The 18,061-nt window shown below is 72.1% G+C and carries 14 protein-coding genes; 4 read left to right on the forward strand and 10 right to left on the reverse strand.

What is annotated here, in order from left to right:
* Window positions 1–445: 445 nt before the first annotated feature.
* The 3 genes from PUR26_RS10140 to PUR26_RS10150 all read right to left on the reverse strand — a co-directional run bounded on the left by PUR26_RS10140 (window position 446) and on the right by PUR26_RS10150 (window position 3,168).
* On the reverse strand, window positions 446–718 hold the full coding sequence (locus PUR26_RS10140) for a DUF5133 domain-containing protein (protein ID WP_329871316.1): 273 nt from the start codon (window positions 716–718) through the stop codon (window positions 446–448).
* A gap of 1,145 nt (window positions 719–1,863) precedes the next feature.
* The gene (locus PUR26_RS10145) at window positions 1,864–2,061 is read right to left on the reverse strand and encodes a hypothetical protein (RefSeq protein WP_329871318.1); all 198 of its coding nucleotides are present in this window, start codon (window positions 2,059–2,061) and stop codon (window positions 1,864–1,866) included.
* A gap of 315 nt (window positions 2,062–2,376) precedes the next feature.
* Window positions 2,377–3,168 carry an MBL fold metallo-hydrolase gene (locus PUR26_RS10150; protein ID WP_329871320.1) on the reverse strand — a complete coding sequence of 264 codons (792 nt, stop codon included), beginning with the start codon at window positions 3,166–3,168 and terminating at the stop codon, window positions 2,377–2,379.
* 730 nt (window positions 3,169–3,898) lie between these two features.
* On the opposite strand from PUR26_RS10150, the gene PUR26_RS10155 reads away from it, so the two are divergent.
* Complete coding sequence (locus PUR26_RS10155; RefSeq protein ID WP_443077024.1) at window positions 3,899–4,678, forward strand: SAM-dependent methyltransferase; 780 nt, start codon at window positions 3,899–3,901, stop codon at window positions 4,676–4,678.
* 75 nt (window positions 4,679–4,753) lie between these two features.
* Here the strand turns inward: PUR26_RS10155 and PUR26_RS10160 are convergent, their stop codons facing one another.
* Window positions 4,754–5,809: a YncE family protein gene (locus PUR26_RS10160; RefSeq protein ID WP_329871322.1), complete on the reverse strand. Its 1,056-nt coding sequence runs from the start codon at window positions 5,807–5,809 to the stop codon at window positions 4,754–4,756.
* A 614-nt stretch (window positions 5,810–6,423) separates the two neighbouring features.
* On the opposite strand from PUR26_RS10160, the gene PUR26_RS10165 reads away from it, so the two are divergent.
* On the forward strand, window positions 6,424–8,478 hold the full coding sequence (locus PUR26_RS10165) for a fibronectin type III domain-containing protein (RefSeq protein WP_329871324.1): 2,055 nt from the start codon (window positions 6,424–6,426) through the stop codon (window positions 8,476–8,478).
* A gap of 225 nt (window positions 8,479–8,703) precedes the next feature.
* Window positions 8,704–8,958: an EF-hand domain-containing protein gene (locus tag PUR26_RS10170; protein WP_329871325.1), complete on the forward strand. Its 255-nt coding sequence runs from the start codon at window positions 8,704–8,706 to the stop codon at window positions 8,956–8,958.
* Between the two features lie 117 nt (window positions 8,959–9,075).
* Here the strand turns inward: PUR26_RS10170 and PUR26_RS10175 are convergent, their stop codons facing one another.
* The 4 genes from PUR26_RS10175 to PUR26_RS10190 all read right to left on the reverse strand — a co-directional run bounded on the left by PUR26_RS10175 (window position 9,076) and on the right by PUR26_RS10190 (window position 12,409).
* Window positions 9,076–9,621 carry an NUDIX hydrolase gene (locus PUR26_RS10175; RefSeq protein ID WP_329871327.1) on the reverse strand — a complete coding sequence of 182 codons (546 nt, stop codon included), beginning with the start codon at window positions 9,619–9,621 and terminating at the stop codon, window positions 9,076–9,078.
* A gap of 179 nt (window positions 9,622–9,800) precedes the next feature.
* Window positions 9,801–10,154: a PLAT/LH2 domain-containing protein gene (locus PUR26_RS10180; protein WP_329871328.1), complete on the reverse strand. Its 354-nt coding sequence runs from the start codon at window positions 10,152–10,154 to the stop codon at window positions 9,801–9,803.
* A 1,129-nt stretch (window positions 10,155–11,283) separates the two neighbouring features.
* Window positions 11,284–11,643 (reverse strand): phage holin family protein, encoded by a 360-nt coding sequence (locus PUR26_RS10185; protein ID WP_329871330.1) that lies wholly within the window; start codon window positions 11,641–11,643, stop codon window positions 11,284–11,286.
* Between the two features lie 103 nt (window positions 11,644–11,746).
* On the reverse strand, window positions 11,747–12,409 hold the full coding sequence (locus tag PUR26_RS10190) for an HAD family acid phosphatase (RefSeq protein WP_329871331.1): 663 nt from the start codon (window positions 12,407–12,409) through the stop codon (window positions 11,747–11,749).
* Between the two features lie 370 nt (window positions 12,410–12,779).
* Between PUR26_RS10190 and PUR26_RS10195 the strand changes: the two genes are divergently transcribed.
* Complete coding sequence (locus PUR26_RS10195) at window positions 12,780–13,610, forward strand: alpha/beta fold hydrolase (protein WP_329871333.1); 831 nt, start codon at window positions 12,780–12,782, stop codon at window positions 13,608–13,610.
* A 542-nt stretch (window positions 13,611–14,152) separates the two neighbouring features.
* Here PUR26_RS10195 and PUR26_RS10200 read toward each other — a convergent pair.
* Both PUR26_RS10200 and PUR26_RS10205 read right to left on the reverse strand, forming a co-directional pair.
* Window positions 14,153–16,948: a hypothetical protein gene (locus PUR26_RS10200; protein ID WP_329871335.1), complete on the reverse strand. Its 2,796-nt coding sequence runs from the start codon at window positions 16,946–16,948 to the stop codon at window positions 14,153–14,155.
* Entirely contained in the window at window positions 16,945–18,057 is a 1,113-nt protein-coding gene (locus tag PUR26_RS10205; RefSeq protein WP_329871337.1) for an ATP-binding protein, read from the reverse strand. The genes PUR26_RS10200 and PUR26_RS10205 overlap by 4 nt, the downstream gene beginning before the upstream one ends.
* Window positions 18,058–18,061: the final 4 nt, after the last annotated feature.

Consider the following 18,061-nt stretch of genomic DNA (forward strand, 5'->3'; position numbering starts at 1 on the left):
GGCGGCACGAGGCTGCAATTGAGGGCGGACGCATGCGCCGTACGTCGGCGCGCGATGCCTCGGCACCGCACCTGCTGGGCGGCCACCCGGACCCGTCGCAGCGCGCCAGCGTGGAGCAGCTCAAGTCAGCTGCCGGCGCCCTCGCTGCACAGGAACAGCGGGCCGGCCCGAACGGTTGGCGCGGTCGGTCGCGGTCGGTCGCGGTCAGGCCTGGGGGGTGTCTTGTCGACGCGGCGAGGCGCGGTGCCAGTCGTCGCGAGCCCGGCAAGACCGGCGAGACACCCCCTGGAGACCCCCGGGCGGCGGCGGCACGACCCGTCCCGGCGATCGGTCGCTGCGGGCACCGGCCCAGGACTCACAGCCCGGGGGACGGGGTCGCAGCCGGGGAGAGTCGTCTTTCCCCGGCCACACATGCCGGTGCCCCGCAGCGGACGAGAGGGAATCGTCAAGCTGCCAGACCGGCCCCCGACGTGTCCGTGGAGCACGGAGCGCCTTCGGGAACGAGGGGCCGCCGGGGCTGTACGGGCCTCGCGAGGAGGCTGTCGGCAGCGGGGAGCGCGTCGGCGATCGAGCGGGTGCCCGTCGCCTCGCACAGCGCGTGTGTGACGTCCTCCAGCGCTCGTTGCCAACTCGGCTCGTCCTTCTCCGCGAGGGCGATACGCGCACTCGCGTACCGGGCGAGAAGAGCTCTCACATGGTGCGGATCCGCCATCAGCATGTCTGCATCCCCTTCAGCAAACCAACCACAGTGTCGACCGTTTGCCCCGGTTTCCCGGGCTCATGCCCGGATGACGGCGACCACCCCGGACCAAGCGCACGCATGGGATCGCGCTCGGTGTCCGCCGAGATGCGTCAGACGTCGGCCTGACCCTCGCCGGCCGCCCGCAGCCCCCGGCCGCCCCGAACCCGATGCGGCCCCGCGCGCACGCACCGACCGCCCGCTGTCAGGGACCCGGTGCCGCCCACCGCACCGAACGGTACGCGCCTGTGCCCACCGACACGGTCATCATGACGCGCGGCGCGCCGACGGCACCGTACGAAACGCGCGGCCCGGGCCGTCCCGACGACGGCATCCGGTGCGTGAGCCGTGACCCGCTCACCGGCAACGGCGCGGTGGCACCCCTGATTTGCCCGGCGTGGCCGCCAAGTGGGGGCGAAAACCCCTCACCGTACGCTCATCGGATCGTGCGATCGGCCACGGTTCGCCGTACCGAGGGGCGTTACAAGCGCAGCGTGTTGCGTCGGCGAGGGGGCCTGCGCGGTGTGCGTCCGGTGATGGCTGCCAAGGGCGGGTGGTCCTCGACGGCGACGCGGCGGTGAGCGGGCGGACAGTGCCGGGCGGGCCGGGCCTGTCCTCTGCCCGCCCGGCCGTGATCGATGACGTCCGCGCCTTGCCGGTCGTTCAGAAGGGCTCCGGTCACCGCTCGTGGAGCTGGGCCCGGAGCGATCGGCGCACGCGCCGGGGGTGGGGGTCGGCAGCACTCCGTGCGGGCGGCCCATGACGGTACTCCTGTCGGACCAGCCATCTGTCGCGTCGGCACGGCTCCGGACGGGGGACCCGGCCGGAGCCGTGGAGGGCGGTGCGGGGGCTCGGTATCGGCCTCCTCGACCGTCCGGGCCGCGAGGGAACCGCCAGGGGGTGTCTCGCCGGTCCTGCCGGGCTCGCGACGCCCGGCACCGCGCCTCGCCGCGTTGTCGTCGGTCGCCGACGTCCCCCATGGCCCTCCGGGCACGGGTCACGGCGGCCGGCTCCTGGTCCGTTGCCCGGCGCCTGAGCGGGCCGCGGCGGGCGGGCCGGTGCACGCGGGGGTGAGTGGCGGACCGGTCGGGGCATGCTTCGGGGTTCGGGGGACGCCGCAGGGATCAGCCGAGGTAGTTCTCGGGATGGGCCGGCTTCTGCAGCGCCCAGTACTCCCCCGCGCAGCCGCTGGGCAGCGGCGGGAAGCGGTGCCCCTTCACGTCCGTGCTCCAGTGGTGCTCGCCACCGCAGTCACACTCGTAGATTCCGCTGGCCGGCACGATCTCGCCGGGATGCCACGACGACTTCTCCTCACTGCTCATGCCACAGGTGTACGACGAAGGCCCGCGGACCGCGACCCGGCGCACCGGGCCGGCGCGTCGCCGGTGTCCCCCCTGCGGGTGGCCGTTCCGGCAGGCCGTGGCCGGTGACCGGTGGGGCACAAGCGTGGACGGTTCCCCCGGGGGCGGCACCGCCGCGCGCCGTGCCCGGTCCCCCCGTCCCACCGGAAGGCGCCCGGGAGGGCGGAGCCCGGTGGGCGGAGCATCCGGCGCCGGGGCGGCGACGTGCGGGACACGCGTCCTCAACCGCCCGCCGGCCCCGTACGGACGAGCCCCTGCCTTCCCCTCGGGCCCCCGTCAGACGGGCTCCACGAAGGCACGGGTCAGGTGCGCGGTGGCCAGCAGGGCGCCCCGTTCCACGGCATCGGCGAGCAGCGCCTGCCGCGAGGCACGGGCGGTCGCACGGTCGCGCTCGTGGGAGTACGGGACCTCGGGAGCGGCCAACTGCACGGCGTGTACGACCGCGTCGCCGGTGATCAGGACGTCCCGGGCGCCCGCGCCCTGCTCCACCAGGACCGACTGGTGTCCCGCGGTGTGTCCCGGCGTCGGCAGCAGGGTGAGCCCCGGGGCGAGCCTGTGCCGTCCGTCCACCTCGTGCAGTTGACCGGTGGCCCGCAGCGGGGCCACAGTCCAGTCCCACACCCGGTCGTCCCGGTCCAACGCCGCGACCTCCGCGCGCTGGACGACGTACCGGGCGGCCGGGAAGAACGGTTCCCCGTCCGGCGTCGAGGTCCAGCCCGCGTGGTCCTCGTGCAGATGGGTCAGGATCACCGTCTCCACGTCCGCCGGAGCGATACCGGCCTCCGTGAGGAGCGCGGGGAGCCGGCCCGGCACAGGGCCCCACTCGGCGGCGGGCCCCTCGGACGGCCCGATTCCCGCGTCCACCAGGGCCCAGCGGCCCCCGGGCCGGGCGATCGCGAAGCAGCGGAAGTCCAGCAACCAGGTCCCGTCCGGTCCGGCCGCACCGGGGTCGAGCAGCACGGCGCGCGCCCAGTCGGCCTCGCTCGCACCGGGGAACGCCGTGCGTGCCGGTTCGAAGAAGCTGCCGGCACCGTCCAGCAGGGCAACGACCCGTCCGTGTCGATCCATCACGCGCTCCCGCCCAGGTGTACTGATCATGACCATCGTCGGCACTCGTACGCCACGATCATGACGAATCCCCTCTCTGCGGTACACCCCCGCTCGCGCCCGACCCGGGGGACGCCTCGGCGAAGGCGGTTTCCCGTGGGCGCAGGTGGACGCGATCCCGCCGGGTCCTCCCCCGGCACCCGCCCTCGTACGCCCGGGATTCGACGTCTCGTTGAGACGTCTCGTTGCAGTGCCGCCGCACGACCGATCGCGTTCTGGAACTCTTGTTGTGAGGGTTCCAGAGCCGTCCGGACGCCACGCGCACGTCCTCGTTGCCGTGCGCCCGGCTCACACCGGAGCGGCCCGACGGGCACGTGCGGCGGTCGGGGCCGACGGCACCGCACCGGACGCAGGGGCTCCCAGGGGCACCGCCGGAGCCAGGACGACTGATCGCGGGGCGGCATCCGGGGCTTGTTCGCTCACGGTGGTCGAGACGGGGGACGCGGAGCTCACGCGTACCAGGATGGCCTCCGACCGGTTCCCGCCGCCACGATCGGCGAGGGTCCGCCCAGGCGCTCGGCCGGCTGTCGTCGCGGGCGAGGAGGGCGGTGGCCGGGCTCCGCACGGCCGTTGCCCGACCCCTGGGGAGGCCACGGCGGGCGGATCACCAACGTGACCGGACTCCCCGACGACGGCGTCGGCCGGTCGGAGCGAAATGGATTGCGCCGCCCTCGGTGATCCGCTTGGGTCATTGCTCGTGACTGCCTTGGATGACCTGTTGCGCCCGGACCGCTATCCGCGCTCGTCCCGCTACGACCCGGCCTGGCTGCTCGGCCTGGACATGGGCCCCCACCCGTTGTGGCTTCTGGAGGATCTCGCGGAGAACCTTGATCTGCGCCCGGGGATGCGGGTGCTCGACCTGGGCTCGGGCAAGGGGGCCACCTCGGTGTTCCTGGCCCGCGAGTACGGCGTCGAGGTCGTGGCGGCGGACTGGTGGGTCGACGCGCGTGAGGCCGCGGCCGTCTTCGCCGAGGCAGGTGTCGGCGACCGGGTGCGCGCCGTGCACACGGAGGCACACGTACTGCCGTTCGAGCAGGAGAGCTTCGACGCGATCGTGAGCATCGATGCCTTCGAGTACTTCGGCACGGCGGACAGTTACCTGCCCTACCTGGTGCGGTTCCTGCGCCGCGGTGGGCAGCTGGGCATGGCGACACCGGCGATGACGCGCGAGGTCCGCGAGCTGGGGGCGATACCCGCGCACATCAAGGCGGTGGTCGGCTGGGAGGCGATCGCCTGGCACACGGCCGATTGGTGGCGTTTCCATTGGGACATCACCGAGTTGGTGACCGTCACGTCCGCACGGCTGCAGCCGGAAGGCTGGCGGGACTGGCTGCTGTGGAGTCGGGCGTGCGCCGAGTACCGGCCGGACGGCCGCGCGGCGAACCAGCCGGTGATCGACATGCTCACCGCGGACGGCGGCGAGTTCCTCGGCTTCGCCCTCGTGACGGCACGCAGGCCGGACGCCGTCTGACCCGTCGGTGGCGATGCGGGTCGTGACCTCGCGACGATCGGGGCGGCGCGCTCTCGCGGAGCGCGCCGCCCTGAATCACTGGCTGCCCCCGCCTATCACATGGAGCGTCAGCGTGGAGCCGTACTCGCCGGTCAGCGCGAACAGCCGTGTGCCGTCCGGGGACCAGATCAGCCCGTGGGGACGCAGGGAGCGTCCCGTGCCCGGTTCCAGGTCGATGACCCGGGTGGGGGCGGTGGCGCGCGGCTCGAAGAGGTAGACGTCCTGGCCGTAGGAGTTGTCTATGCCCGCGGCGATGGATCCGGTCGGCGAAACCGCTGCCGCGTTGGGGTAGTTACTGGTGGGATACGTGTGCTCGACGGCAAGGTCGCTCAGCCTGAAGGCGAGATGCGTGTAGGGGTAGCCACCGACGATGAAGAGCGTTCCGGCGTCGGGCGACAGAGCCAGGTCGGAGACGAAGCTGATACCGCCGGGGTTGTCCTGTTCCGTTCTGACGACGGGCCGGCCCGAGGTGACGTCGTACACCCTCACCGTGCCGGAACTCACGTACTGCTCACCGGCGATGAGCAGACCTGGCGCGGAGGGGGAGGACAACAGCATCGGCGGTCCGCCCCAGGTCGACGAGGGGACCTGGGCGAGACGTACGACCGGCTTGCCGCCCGCCAGGCCGAGCGAGCCGATATTGCTGTCCCAGTCCTCGCCGTAGCTGAACCACAGGGTGCTTCCCACCGCGGCGAGCCGCACCGGCTTCGTACCGGCGCCCGTGGGGTACCGGGCCTTCTCCTGGTAGGTGCGGGTGTCGACGGCGGCGATCGCGTCGGCGTCCCTCAGCGCGACGTAGAGCGTTCGCGCGTCCGGGGTGAGCACGAGGTCCGCGGCGCCGGGCTTGTTCTCGAGGGTCCGCAGGACCCGGCCCTCGAAGTCGGTCACGAGCACGGAGCTCGTCACGATGTCGGCGATGTAGAGCCGTCGGTTCACGGCGTCGACGGCCATGTCGGCGTGGTACGAGATCTGCAGGGAGGTGGACGGCGTCGTGTCCCGGGGCGCGGCGGTGGCGCCGGACGCCGTGCCGAGGACGGGTATCAGGGCAAGGAGTAACGTACTGAGCGCGGCTCTGAGCCGAGGTCTTCTCATCCGGTCGTCTTCCTCACTGATCGGGTGCCCTCATGGGGCAGTGGTTCAGGGATGGGGCCCGAGCGACTGATGCCCCCTCATGGGACTTCCACACACCGCCACACGCGGCCCCGGACGGCGCGCACGCCTCACGCGTCCCGCGCGCCTCGCGACGCAGACGCACGCGTTCCGCACCCCCGGAAGGCGAGCCCAGGACCAGGACCAGGAGGGCGCGCAGCGCCCGAGGCCGGTCGTCGGCGGTGGACGCGACGTCGGTTCCGTCGGCACTCCAGCAGTCCTCGATGCCGCTGCACGGACCCGGGACAGGGCCCACGACGCTCCCCCGGCAGCGCGCGCCGGCCCGACGAGGGCGAGCAAGCCGTCTCCTCCGCCCCGGCCTGGCCGGGGGCCTGGGCGGACCCGGCCCGACCGCTGTCGCCGGGGCGATCGACGCGGTCCGGAAGGCTCCGTTCCCCGCAGACGACAATTCTGTTGCCGTCAACGGACCGGTAGGTAGAATTCCCCTCCGGCGGACCACCGGCCCCACCCGCACCGCCTTTCCCTCCATCTTCTTGCTCTTGTGTCAGTGGGGCCTCGGTATGTCGCCGTACGGTCCGGAAAGGCGCCTTTTCTCCGTGATCCCTCGCACCCGGCTGCTGGCGACCGCCACGACGGCCGTCCTCGCCATCACCGGCGGTGTCCTCACCGCCGCCCCGGCCTCCGCGGCCGTCACATGCACCTCTCCCGTATGGACGGTGCAGTACTACGCCAATACCACGCTCAGCGGCACGCCCAGGCTGACCGCGTGCGACGCGGCCATCTCCGAGAACTACGGCACCGGCGACCCGGCGGGTGTCGCCCTGCCCACGGACAACTTCGGCGTCCGCTGGAGCGTCACGCGCGACTTCGGCTCCGGCGGCCCGTTCACGTTCTCCGCCTCGGCGCAGGACGGCCTCCGCGTCTACCTCGACGGCGTGCGCAAGATCGACCTGTGGAAGAACGTCTCCACCACGCAGCGCAAGGCCCTCGACCTGACCATCCCGTCCGGCAAGCACACCGTCCGGGTGGACTACGCCACCTGGACGGGTGCCGCCAACGTCGGGTTCACGTACGCCCCCCGCACTGCGGCGACCGTCGACACGGTCAGCCCGCTGGCGCCGACCGGGCTCTCCGTCGCGTACGACCGGGCCACCGGCAAGGCAGCCCTCCGGTGGACGGCGAACAAGGAGATGGACGTCACCGGATACCGCGTCTACCGCCGGCTGAGCAACACCGGCTGGGCGCGGGTCAGCGGCTCCCCCACGCTCACCACGACCTCCTTCACCGATACGCCGCCCGCCACCGGGCAGACCTTCCTCTACGAGGTCCGCGCCATCGACAGGGCGGGACACGAGTCCCTCGGCAGCCTCGACGTGACAGCCACCACCGTGGACCGGACCGGACCGGCCGCTCCGGCGGCTCTCACGGTCACCGGCGACGCGTACGTCGCCCAGCTGCGCTGGCGGGCCGTCGCCGACGCCGCCCGCTACGAGGTGCACGCGGCATCCGCGTCGGCCGGCCCGTACACACTGCTCGGGACGTCCACCGGACCGTCGTACGAGGACCACGACGCGCCTCCCAACGCCCCGCGGTACTACCGTGTCCGCGCCCTCGACGCGCTCGGCAACCCGTCGGCGTTCTCCGCCACGGCCACCGGCGACGGCGTGGACCGGACACCGTGGCTGCCCCCGACCGACCTGGGATCCGTCGTGCGCGCCCACGAGACGCAGGTCTACTGGAAGACGCCCGGCAACTTCATCCAGGAGTGGGACAACGGCGGACACTACCGCGTGTACCGTTCGCCCGGCACGACCCTCGACCCCGCCGCGCTCACCCTCGTGACCTGCGCCGAGGGCAGCGACTCCACGAGCACCGGGGGCCTGTGCGCGGACCGGGGCATGGCCGCCGGCACCTACTCCACGTACGCCGTCACGACGGTGGACGCGGCCGGCAACGAGTCGGTGCTGTCCGACCCGCTCACCGTCCGCAGCGGTGACCGGGTCGCGCCCGGCGCCGTCACCGGCCTGAAGGCCACGCCGCGCAACGACGGCACACTGCTGTCCTGGTCCGCTTCGGCCGAGGACGACCTCGCCGGCTACGTCGCCTGGCGCGGCGTGCGCCGGCCCGACGGAACGGTGCAGTGGCTGGACTCCGCCAGCTGCCGGGAGGGCACGTCCGATCCACTGGCGGTGGTCTGCCCGCACGTACCGGACGGCGAGACCTATGTCTTCGCCGTGGTCGCCAAGGACCGCTGGGGCAACCAGCTGCACCCGACCGACCCGAGGGTCACCGCCGTCACGGCAACCGAGCTGGACATCCGCCCGTCCGTGACCGTCACACCCGAGGGGCACCTCGACGGCGCGGGCTGGGGCACCGTGGTCACCGGCCCGAACGCTCCCTCCATCAACTGGGTGTGCACCGACGCCGCGCTGTGCGACCCGATCGCCGGCTACCGCGTCAGCAGGTGGAACCCCGTGACGAAGGCGTACCAACCGCTGCACGCCGGTCTCCTGCCGTCCGCGACGAGGAGTTACACGGACGACACGGCCGAGCCGGGGAACACGTACTTCTACACGTTCCAGGCACTGCGCGAGGACGGCACCGCGGTCGCGACCTACGTGTGGGCGTGCGTCCGCCCGGCACTGGTCTGATCCGGCCCGGCCGGCCGCACGGGCGGCCGTCTCCCCCTGCGGAGGCGGCGCCTCCGCGCTTCCGGCACGGGCTGGAGCCCTAGTCGCCGTGACGTACAACCGCGGGCGCCCCGCGCGGGCATGCCGGAGGAAGCCGGAGGCGGGGAACCGGGGCCGGGCGGGAGACGTTCTCATCCCACGGGTGCGGGGAGGCCCTGCCTCGGGCGAAAGGGACAAGGACGGCGTATGAGCGACAAGGCCCGCAAGCTGTTCGAGGCGCTCGACCTCGACAAGAACGGGACCCTGACCCGCGAAGAGGTGATCACCGCTCTGCGGAGGAAGGGTCCGTCGCTGGCCGCGTCGGGGGATCTGCCGTTCTGGGGAGTGTCGGACACCGACGCCTCGTCCGCGCTGTTCGACGCGGCCGACCAGAACGGGGACGCCGTGCTGACTCCCGAGGAGTTCGCCGCGGTGGTGGACCGGCGCTTCGGCTGGCGCTGACAGCGCGGAGGATCCGCTCCCACCAACTTTCCCACCAGCTCCTTCACCAGCTCCTCTCGGCACGCCGGGCGCCGGCCCTCTCAACGGGCGACGGGCGGCGGGCGACGGGCGGCGCGATCACGTGCTGGACTCGCGGATACCGGGAGACCCGTCGGCGGCCGGTCGACCTCTGCGGGGCGGGGCGTCGCGGACATGGCCCAGGTCGACCGGCGTGGCCGATGTCCGGCCCTCCCGTACGCCGGTGAGCAGTTCGGGCAGCTGCGGTGGCCACAGCGGCTCGGTATCACCGGCCAGATCCTCCGGTGACCACCACCGCCATCGCAGGATTCCGTCCGCGGCGTGCGAGGCGGTGAGGTCACCGACCGGATCGCGAAGGGGACCCCGTGCGAGGAAGATCCGTTCGTGCTGGCGTACGGGTACGCCGGCCCGGGTGAAGTCGTGTTCCCAGAGACACAGCGTGGTTCCGTCCAGCTCGATGTCGGTCCAGCCGGTCTCCTCGCGCAACTCGCGCCGGGCCGCCAGGAGCGGGGTCTCGCCCGGATCCAGCCCCCCGCCGGGCATCGCCCAGTGGACACCGACTTCCTCGTTGTCGTACCGGAACATGAAGACCGATCCCATGGGATCCAGTACCGCCACTCTGGCTGCCTGCCTGGGTACGCGCATCGGATCAGCCTGCCAGGGCCGGAGACCGCTGTCGATCATGGCGGTGGGGCGGGCGGACGGCTCCCCTACGGAGCGGGCCGGGCGCACGTGGGGCGGGCGCCGGCGGCAATCCCCGGCACCGCGGTCGCACGGGCGCCCCGGCCCGGCGATCGTCTCTCGGCCCCCGGCCCCGGTGCGGGTCAGGCCCGCTTCAGTTCCACCTCGGTCCTGTGGTCGTCCTCGTCCTTTGCGAGCCACCGGTCGCACGGGAACTCCGCGTGGTCGCCGTCGACGTCGACCGTGACCCTTTCCAGGTACCAGCCGGGCTTGTCCCCGGAGTTGTCGTGCCGGACATGGATGCGCTCCACGGGGCCGACGTCACTGAGGTCGAGGGTGAAGTGGTCGACCTTGCCGCGCTCGAAATTGTTCTCCGAGTTGTCCAGGTCCGAGGGCCCGACGGTACCGCCGTCACCATGGAGGGTGATGTACACGTTGGCGTCGGTGCCGGCGTTCGGCAGGTCACCGGTGTACGTCGTGATCCGGTACTGGGGCATGGTGATCCCTTCATGTGGGTGGTGGGATGTGTCCCGCTGCGCGGGAGCCACGGCCGTTGTCCCACAGTTCGCGGCGGTCACGGACACCCCAAGCACGGCACATCGTCCATCTGTCGCCCGTGTGCAGTACGGCCCCGGCGTGTCGCCGGCCGAGGCTCCTGACGGTCCGGGCCGTACGGTCGTCCTCGCGAGGGGCCACCCGGACCCGCGCCCGGATCCCCCAGGTCCGCCTTCAGTGCCGTCGGCGCTGGGGCGGGCCTCGGTGGCGCGGTCCACAGGCCGACGGCGGTGCCGCGCGGGGCGTGGACGCGGATCCCTCCGGGACGGGTCTCCAGGCCGATGCCGGGCGGCCGCCGGAGCACTTCCGGGAACGGGAAGGATCCGCAGTGCGTCGGAGAGGGCGGCGACCGCGGTGTCGGCCTCCACCATGACGCGGCGGGTGACTTCCCGGTCCCGGTGATGGCCGGGTCGTTGCCGCCGGGTTGCCGTGCGCGGGGGAGGTGACCGGCGTCGTGGAGGGGCGGCCGGCACGCTGTCGTGCAGGTGGCCGAGATGGTGTGTCATTGGTGGCGGGCGAGCCTTGGTCCACCACAGTTCGGCCTGGTCCAGGTCGGTCGGTCTTCCCCGGGCGGCTTCGGCCGGCACGCGGTCGGGCAGGTGATCGCAGATGCGGGAGATGACGGTGTGTCCGGCGGCGGGGCGGGCCTGCCGTTCGGCGCGTTCGGTGGGGCTGACCGGCAAGGAGGCCCAGCCTTCGCGCTCACCGGCTCCCGGCGCTGCCGGACGAGCCCCACGCTCGTCGCCCGCGTCGTCCCTGCTTCAACCGCGTATGCGGCACCACCTCCGCCGGCCCTCGCCTCGGCCTCGGTCGACCCGGGCAACAAGCCGCCCGGCCTTCGGCCGTGGGCGGATGGTCGAACAGGAGGTTCTGCCGGGAGGGTGTGCGCGGCGGCTCACCGCACCGGTGCGCGCCGGGGGACGCCGGTGCCGGTTGCGGCGTCCCGGCCAACCCCGGAACCGTCGGGGCACCCGCGGAGGCGGCCCGACGGGACGGGCCGACGGGGCGGACGGGGCGGGCGGAGCCAACCGGGCCGCCCTGCCGGTCCGCTTGCTCATGGGCCGACGCGACTCAGCCCTGTTTCAGCTCATCGGCGATGTGCTCCACCATGTCCCGGGAGGCGAGCACCGTCTCCCGGGAGGCGGCACGTGCCTGCCGCGCCTTTCTCAGTCCGTACGTGGAGAGGGCCGAGGCACCTCCGGCGTAGGCCAACGCGAGCGCGCCCGCGACTCGGTGCGACGGCCAGATCTGCTCCAGCCGCCGCAACAGGGCCGTGTGGCCCGACCACAGGGCCAGCAGGCCGCACGCACCGCCCGCGGCCAGTGCCGCGGCACCCTGCCGTGCCTCCGACAGGATGAGACCCGCCTCCTCCTTCACGTACTCCATGTCCTCGCGCACCACGGCGATCACCTCAGGGGTCAAAGGCTGCATGGAGCTGGCGTACCCCCCGGAACGGAGAACATACAGTCGAGTCCGGCTCCCCGCTCGGCGGTCGGCCGGTTCGGTGAGATCCGTCGTGGTCGTGGGGCGAGGGTTACGACAGCTTGCCGTCGTAGTCCGGCAGCTTGAAGGTCCGCTCGGCGTGACCGCCCGTCAGGTCGGAGGGCCTGTTGCCGATGTTGGCGATGATGGTGTAGCCCTGCGCCTCGATCTCGGTCCGCTTGGCGGTCTTGTAGGTGGCGACCTCCTCGAAGAGATCGGGCAGGTCACGCACGTACAACCCGGCCACGGGATAGCCGACCGCCTTGAGGTTGTAGGCGGTCGGGGCGTGGATGATCCCGGGTCGCGCGGTGACGAAGAAGATCCGCACACCACGCGAGTGGGCGTACCGGGCGAGGTCCAGCACCGGGCGGACCGCGGGCGTGGGGTACTCCCAGAAGTAGTGGAAGTCCGTCTCCAGCGAGGTGTTGTCGATGTCGAGGACGATGGCCGTCTTGTCGCCGGCCGGGGAAGCGGTGCGCTGCTCGACGTAGGCGCGGGCGCCGTCGACGGCCGCCGACACCTCACGCTGCCAGGTTCCGTAGTCGACGCCCGAGGCGTACGCGGCAGTGCCACCGGACCGCGGGGCGGCGGAGGCGGACGAGGGCGGCGCGGCGTCCGCCGTCCCGGCGTGGGCGGTGGTGGCCGAGGCGGTCGCGGCGAGTGTGGCGGTGGCCACGGTGAGGCCGAGGGACGCAGTCCATCTTCTTCCGTGCATGGGTCACTCCTCCGTTTGTGACGGGTGGGGGCAGGGTCGGTGGATGCGCGCCGACCGAAGTGACATGCTCACGTCCCATGGTGGACGGAATGGAACGTTCCATCTACTGGTCGGTAGCAACTTTGTGTTCCGACATGGACGGCGGAGGTTCCGCGCCCGCCCTTGGCGCGCGGCCGACAGTGAAAAAGCCTTCGGTGGACTCCGGTTGCCCCCTCGCCCGGCCGCGAGCGGCGGTGCGGCGAACGGCCGGAGCGAACACGTTCACGAGCTGGCGGGCGAGACCGCGGAGGCACAGGGGGGCAGCGCTCACCACCCCATAAAAATGACACCCTGGTTGCCAACCCCGAGAGAAGATGGCACCTTGGTTGTCATGATTGACGCATCTGATGTGTGCTCGTTCGACACACGAGACGGCTCCCTCGTCTACCGCGACACCGGGGCAGGGCAGCCGCTGGTGCTGCTCCACGGCGGCTTCCTGGACCATCACATGTGGGACGACCAGATACAGGTCCTGGCGCGTGACCATCGGGTGATCGCTCCGGACGCCCGCGGACACGGCGGATCCGCCAACGCGGGCGAACCGTTCCGTCAGACCGATGACCTGGCGGCTCTGCTGCGCCACCTCGGCGTCGGCCCCGCGGTGCTCGTCGGTGTGTCGATGGGCGGGGGCATCGCTGTCGACACCGCGCTCGAACATCCCGGCCTGGTGCGTGCGGTGGTCGTCAGTGGCGTCGGCACCAGCGAGCCCGAGTTCCAGGATCCATGGGTCCACGAGATCCGTGCCGAGCAGGCCCGTGCGCTGGCCGCGGGTGATGCCGGGCGCTGGGTCGAGGCGTTCGTCCGGCTCGCGGCGGGACCTCACCGGACCCTCGACGACGTCGATCAGGAGGTCGTGCACAGGATACGGGAGATGACCTGGCGGACCGTCTCCAAGCACACCGGCGCCGAGCCGGAGCGCCTGGTGCCCGTGAGCGACACCTGGGCCCGAGCGGCGACGATCAGGGTCCCGGTACTGGCCATCAACGGCGGCATCGATTCGGACGACCACATCGGCATGGCCGAACGCCTCGTACGCACGGTCGCCGACGGTCGTGCGACAACTGTCGAAGGCACCGCCCACTATCCCAACATGGAACGGCCGGACGCCTTCGACGACATCCTCCGGAGCTTCCTCCGTACCGTGTCCGCCCAGGAGAACTGACCCCGGCGCAAGGCGGCGGAGCTGCGCCGGACACGAGCGGCACGTGCCCGCTCGCAGGCCCGCACACCGAAACGTGCGGTTCTCGGGGCGGGCGTCGCCGACGTCCCACGCCGTCGGGCCGCGGACACGGCGGACACACGCGGCCAGTGCGGGGAAGGGCCGCTCCGGCACCCGACCGGCCAGCGACGGGCACAGGGCCTGCGGCGCCGCCAGGATCGCGCCGAACGGGCCGCTTGCTCCGCGAGTTGCGCGGGGTCGAACCCATGCGGGCAGGCGACGGCCGACCCGGCCGCCGCAACCAGCATCCCGATGCTCGCCCCCCGCCGGAACCAGTAATCCGATGCTCGACCCCGCCGCCGGAACCAGTAATCCGATGCTTCGCACCCGGGATGCGGCCGGCCGAGTGCGGCATGCCGACCGCCCGGCCGTGTGCCTCCAGGCCTGTGGGTGCGGCCTAAAGGCGATCGCGCCGGTCGGCGCGGCCCGTGTGCCGGCGGCGTGGCCGGATGGGGGACGGTGGAGCGTCAGCCGCCCCGCCGACGTCAGGCACGGGCCAACAGCACCTCCAGCGCGGCAGGCGTATCCGGGTGGCGGCCGAGCAGTGCCGCGCCCGCCGGGTCGGTGTCCGCCGTCTCCCACGTCCCCTCGCAGCCCAGCAGGCCTGCGAGCGCGTCGCAGGTCGCGGGGTGGGCCGAGAGCAGCGCCGCACCGCCGTTGCCGCCCCCGCGCCGGATCGGACGCGCCGCTTGTGGCCGCGCCCGCCACGGCGGTACCCACTCGTCCAGTGCCGCCAGCCGACCGGGGAAGATCCGCCCGGCTTCACGGATCAGCAGCGGAGCCAGCTCCGCGCCGCCCGACCGCAGTGTGGTGATCAGGGTCGGGAGCCACGGCAGCAGCACCGGATCCGGCAGCCGTCCGAACGCGTTCGACACCGCCTCCACGACGAAGTCGGTGAGGCCCGGGACGGGCTCAAGCGCGTGAACGAAGCCGCTGAGGTAGCGCGGATACGCCGGTACGGCCAGGGGGTTGCCCAGCAGCTCGTCGCACCGTGCCCGCAGGTCCGCCCGGGAGAGGATCCCGAGCTGCACCTGGGCCGCCCACAGCAGCGCCGTCCTGGACGGATCCCGCGGGTGCGACTGGGCGACCGCCAGTTCCAGCTGTGTCCGGTCGCAGCCCAACGACAACGCCAGGCTCTCCATGCTGAACAGGAAGCCGAGCATCGCCGCCACCTGGCGGTCCGTGGCGTCGTCATCGGTGAAGGCCGTCGGCAGCAGGGTGCAGTAGTGCGCGTATCCGGTCTTGACGAAGGACCCCACCCACGGCGGCAGCGCGGGTTCACTGGTGCGGTAGTACGCGAGCAGGCGCCGCACTCGGCGCAGTACCTCCGGTGCGCCATCGGCACTGCGTTCGGCCGACAGCACCTCCAGGGCCCGGGTGCCCAGCTCGTCGGCGAGCCGACGGCTGCCCAGGTACAGCGTCGCGTCCTCGACGGCCGCGAGGACGGTCGCCGCGGTGGCCTGGGCGCCGTACGCCGTACGCCGCAGACGCTGTTCGAGGACCTGTTCGATGCTGACGCCCTCATAGCCGAGCTCGATGAGCGCACGCTGGTGGGTACCCAGTGCCAGGTCCCACGACTCCTGGATCGGCCGCTCCCCCAGCTTCCGCTCGCCCATGATCGGCCGAGCGGCGCCGTGCGGCATCAGGTAGCGCAGCATCCACAGCACATCGGAGCACCGGCCCAGTTCCGGCTGGGCGGCTATGTCCAGCAGCGCCCGCCGGACACCGCGCTGCTGGAGCTTCAGCTGCAGGGGCGCGAGCCGGTCGTGCACGTCGCGGGCCAGGGGCGGCAGCGCGTCGTACCCGACCTGTCCGACCCTGTCCCCGCCCATCATGATCTCCACGAGTCGGCGCACATCGCGCCGGCCGGGCACGGTGTCCTTCTCGATGCAGGTGACGGCCGCGTCCTGGAAGTCGCACGGCGTGGGCCTGGCCCGATCGCGCATCCCGGCGAGCAGGATCGACGTCTCGAAGACGGCGATCGCGTCGGCGGTGGAGGCGAGATATCCGTTCCGGCGCGCGGCGCGCACGATCTCCACCGACCAGCCGAGCAGCTCGGCCTCGTCGAGCCGGTCCAGGACGGGTGGTTGCCGCAGGAAGCCGGTCAGCTTGTCCGCGGGCGGGAGGTCCGGGACGGCGGGAGCCGCGGCGGCGGTCTTCCCGGCCCTGGTCTTCTTCGCGCCCGCCTGTCCGGCCAGGCGGTACGGTTCCACACGGGCGCGCTTGACGTTCTTCGCCCAGAGCGTCGCGGCGATGGACACCGAGCCGGCGGCCAGGCCGAACTGCGCCTCGATCGCCGCGTGGCTGGAGGGGATCAGCCCGTGCTGCCACTTGGTGGCGCTGCGCGGGGGGATCTCGAAGGTGTCGGTACCGTGGACGCCGAACTCCGCGACGCGGCTGGCCGCGTGGAAGGCACCGCAGACGTAGAGGCATTCCTCCGGGTCGATGCCGGTCGCGGCCAGGTGCTGGCGCATCCGGGTCCACATGTGGCGTTCGCGGTCCTCGTCCACGCGCACCCGGTCGGCGTCGCCGGGGGCGAGGCGCCGGAAGAGGCTACCGATAAGGAGCATGACCTGGCGGTAGCTGTCGTGGTCTCCGTCGCCGAGGGGCAGTTCGACGTACTGGTGCCACCACTCGGACCAGTGCCGCACTCTGCCGTGGCGCAGCAGGTGCTCCTCCAGTTCGGTGAAGCGCGGCCGCAGGTCGCCGATCCCCAGACCGATGGCGTCGCCGTGCAGCGCGGCCTCCTCCTCGGCGGGCGGCGCGTCGGGATCGGTCCGGTCGCCGGTCCGGTCACCGCGCGCGTCCCACTGGAAGACGTGGTCCGAGGAACGGTCGACGAGGACCAGTTCGACGCCCGGCGTGTCCAGTGCGTAGGCGATGGCCTGGTACTCGGCCGATGCCTCGGTGATCGGTGCGACCACCGACAGCGGGGACCATTCGGCGGGGAAGCCGTCGACGTCGGTGGCGAACGCCTGGACGGCGACCGGGAGCCTGCAGTTGCGCAGCTCGGTGAGCAGCGGAGCCATGTCCTCGCACAGCTCCAGGTAGACGACCTTCGGCTGCTTCTCCCGCAGACGCCGTGCCATCGCTGTCGCGGAGGCGGGCGAGTGGTGGCAGACGGGGAAGATCTCCAGGGGCTCGCGGACCGCGCGGTCGACGTCGTCCACGAGGCCCAGGAGGATGCCCTCCAGGGCGTCGGGCCCGCCGGCGAACGTCGCGGCGGCCTCCCGCAGCTGCGCGCGCAGCGCCTCGAAGGTGCCTTCGTCCGGGCCGCTCATGACAGGGTGGCGATCGCGTCGCGGCCGCCCTCCAGGAACTCAGGCCAGGATCCGCCCTCTTCCTTGCTGCGCGGCTCGACCACTCCGTGCAGGTACTTGTTGAGGATGGCGAGGTCCTCGGGCTCGCGCCGGGCCAGTGATCCGACGAGCGAGGAGGCGAGGGCGCGGGCGGTCAGGGCCCGCTCGCCGAAGAAGTCGCTGTGCAGAATGGCATCCTCGAGCACGCCGATCTGCTCGGCGGTGGAGAGGGCCGATTCGAGCTTCTCGTCGTCGCTGCCGGCCGCGGCCGCCGAGGCGCGCAGGTCGGCGAAGCTCTGGAGCAGCACGTCGAGCAGGGTCGGCGGCACATCGAGGTCGAGCTGGTGGCGTCGCAGCAGTTCCCCGGTGCGGAAGCGGACGATCTCCGCCTCGCTCTTCTTGTTCGTCACCACCGGGATGCGTACGAAGTTGAAGCGGCGCTTGAGGGCGGAGGACAGGTCGTTGACGCCCCGGTCGCGGCTGTTGGCGGTGGCGATGATCGAGAACCCGGGCTTGGCGAAGACGATGTTGTCGCTGTCGAGTTCGGGGACCGAGATGTACTTCTCGGACAGTATCGAGATCAGTGCGTCCTGGACGTCGCTGGTGGAACGGGTGAGTTCCTCGAAGCGGCCGATCGTGCCGGTCTCCATCGCGTTCATGATCGGCGAGGGGATCATCGACTCGCGCGACTGGCCCTTGGCGATCACCATGGACACGTTCCAGGAGTACTTGATGTGGTCCTCGGTGGTGCCGGCCGTGCCCTGGACGACCTGGGTGGAGTTGCGGCTGATCGCGGCGGACAGCAGTTCGGCCAGCCAGCTCTTGCCGGTACCGGGATCGCCGATGAGCAGCAGGCCGCGGTCGGAGGCGAGCGTGACGATGGAGCGCTCGACGAAACCGCGATCGCCGAACCACTTCGGTGCGATGTCCCGGGCCAGGCCGTCGGAGCGCTCGGAGCCCAGGATGAACAGGCGGACCATCTTCGGGGACAGGCGCCAGGAGAAGGGCTTGGGGTTGTCGTCGACGGACTCCAGCCAGTCCAGTTCCTCGGCGTACTTGGTCTCGGCGGGGGCGCGCAGCAGGTCGGACATATGA

The sequence above is a fragment of the Streptomyces sp. SP18CS02 genome, assembly GCF_036322365.1.
In the GTDB taxonomy this organism is placed as follows: domain Bacteria; phylum Actinomycetota; class Actinomycetes; order Streptomycetales; family Streptomycetaceae; genus Streptomyces.

Excerpts from the sequence above, each read along its gene's own strand:
- PUR26_RS10140 (WP_329871316.1), bottom strand. The coding sequence starts at position 718 with ATGCTGATGGCGGATCCGCACCATGTGAGAGCTCTTCTCGCCCGGTAC.
- PUR26_RS10145 (WP_329871318.1), bottom strand. The coding sequence starts at position 2,061 with ATGAGCAGTGAGGAGAAGTCGTCGTGGCATCCCGGCGAGATCGTGCCG.
- PUR26_RS10150 (WP_329871320.1), bottom strand. The coding sequence starts at position 3,168 with ATGGATCGACACGGACGGGTCGTTGCCCTGCTGGACGGTGCCGGCAGC.
- PUR26_RS10160 (WP_329871322.1), bottom strand. The coding sequence starts at position 5,809 with ATGAGAAGACCTCGGCTCAGAGCCGCGCTCAGTACGTTACTCCTTGCC.
- PUR26_RS10170 (WP_329871325.1), top strand. The coding sequence starts at position 8,704 with ATGAGCGACAAGGCCCGCAAGCTGTTCGAGGCGCTCGACCTCGACAAG.
- PUR26_RS10175 (WP_329871327.1), bottom strand. The coding sequence starts at position 9,621 with ATGCGCGTACCCAGGCAGGCAGCCAGAGTGGCGGTACTGGATCCCATG.
- PUR26_RS10180 (WP_329871328.1), bottom strand. The coding sequence starts at position 10,154 with ATGCCCCAGTACCGGATCACGACGTACACCGGTGACCTGCCGAACGCC.
- PUR26_RS10185 (WP_329871330.1), bottom strand. The coding sequence starts at position 11,643 with ATGCAGCCTTTGACCCCTGAGGTGATCGCCGTGGTGCGCGAGGACATG.
- PUR26_RS10190 (WP_329871331.1), bottom strand. The coding sequence starts at position 12,409 with ATGCACGGAAGAAGATGGACTGCGTCCCTCGGCCTCACCGTGGCCACC.
- PUR26_RS10195 (WP_329871333.1), top strand. The coding sequence starts at position 12,780 with ATGATTGACGCATCTGATGTGTGCTCGTTCGACACACGAGACGGCTCC.
- PUR26_RS10200 (WP_329871335.1), bottom strand. The coding sequence starts at position 16,948 with ATGAGCGGCCCGGACGAAGGCACCTTCGAGGCGCTGCGCGCGCAGCTG.
- PUR26_RS10205 (WP_329871337.1), bottom strand. The coding sequence starts at position 18,057 with ATGTCCGACCTGCTGCGCGCCCCCGCCGAGACCAAGTACGCCGAGGAA.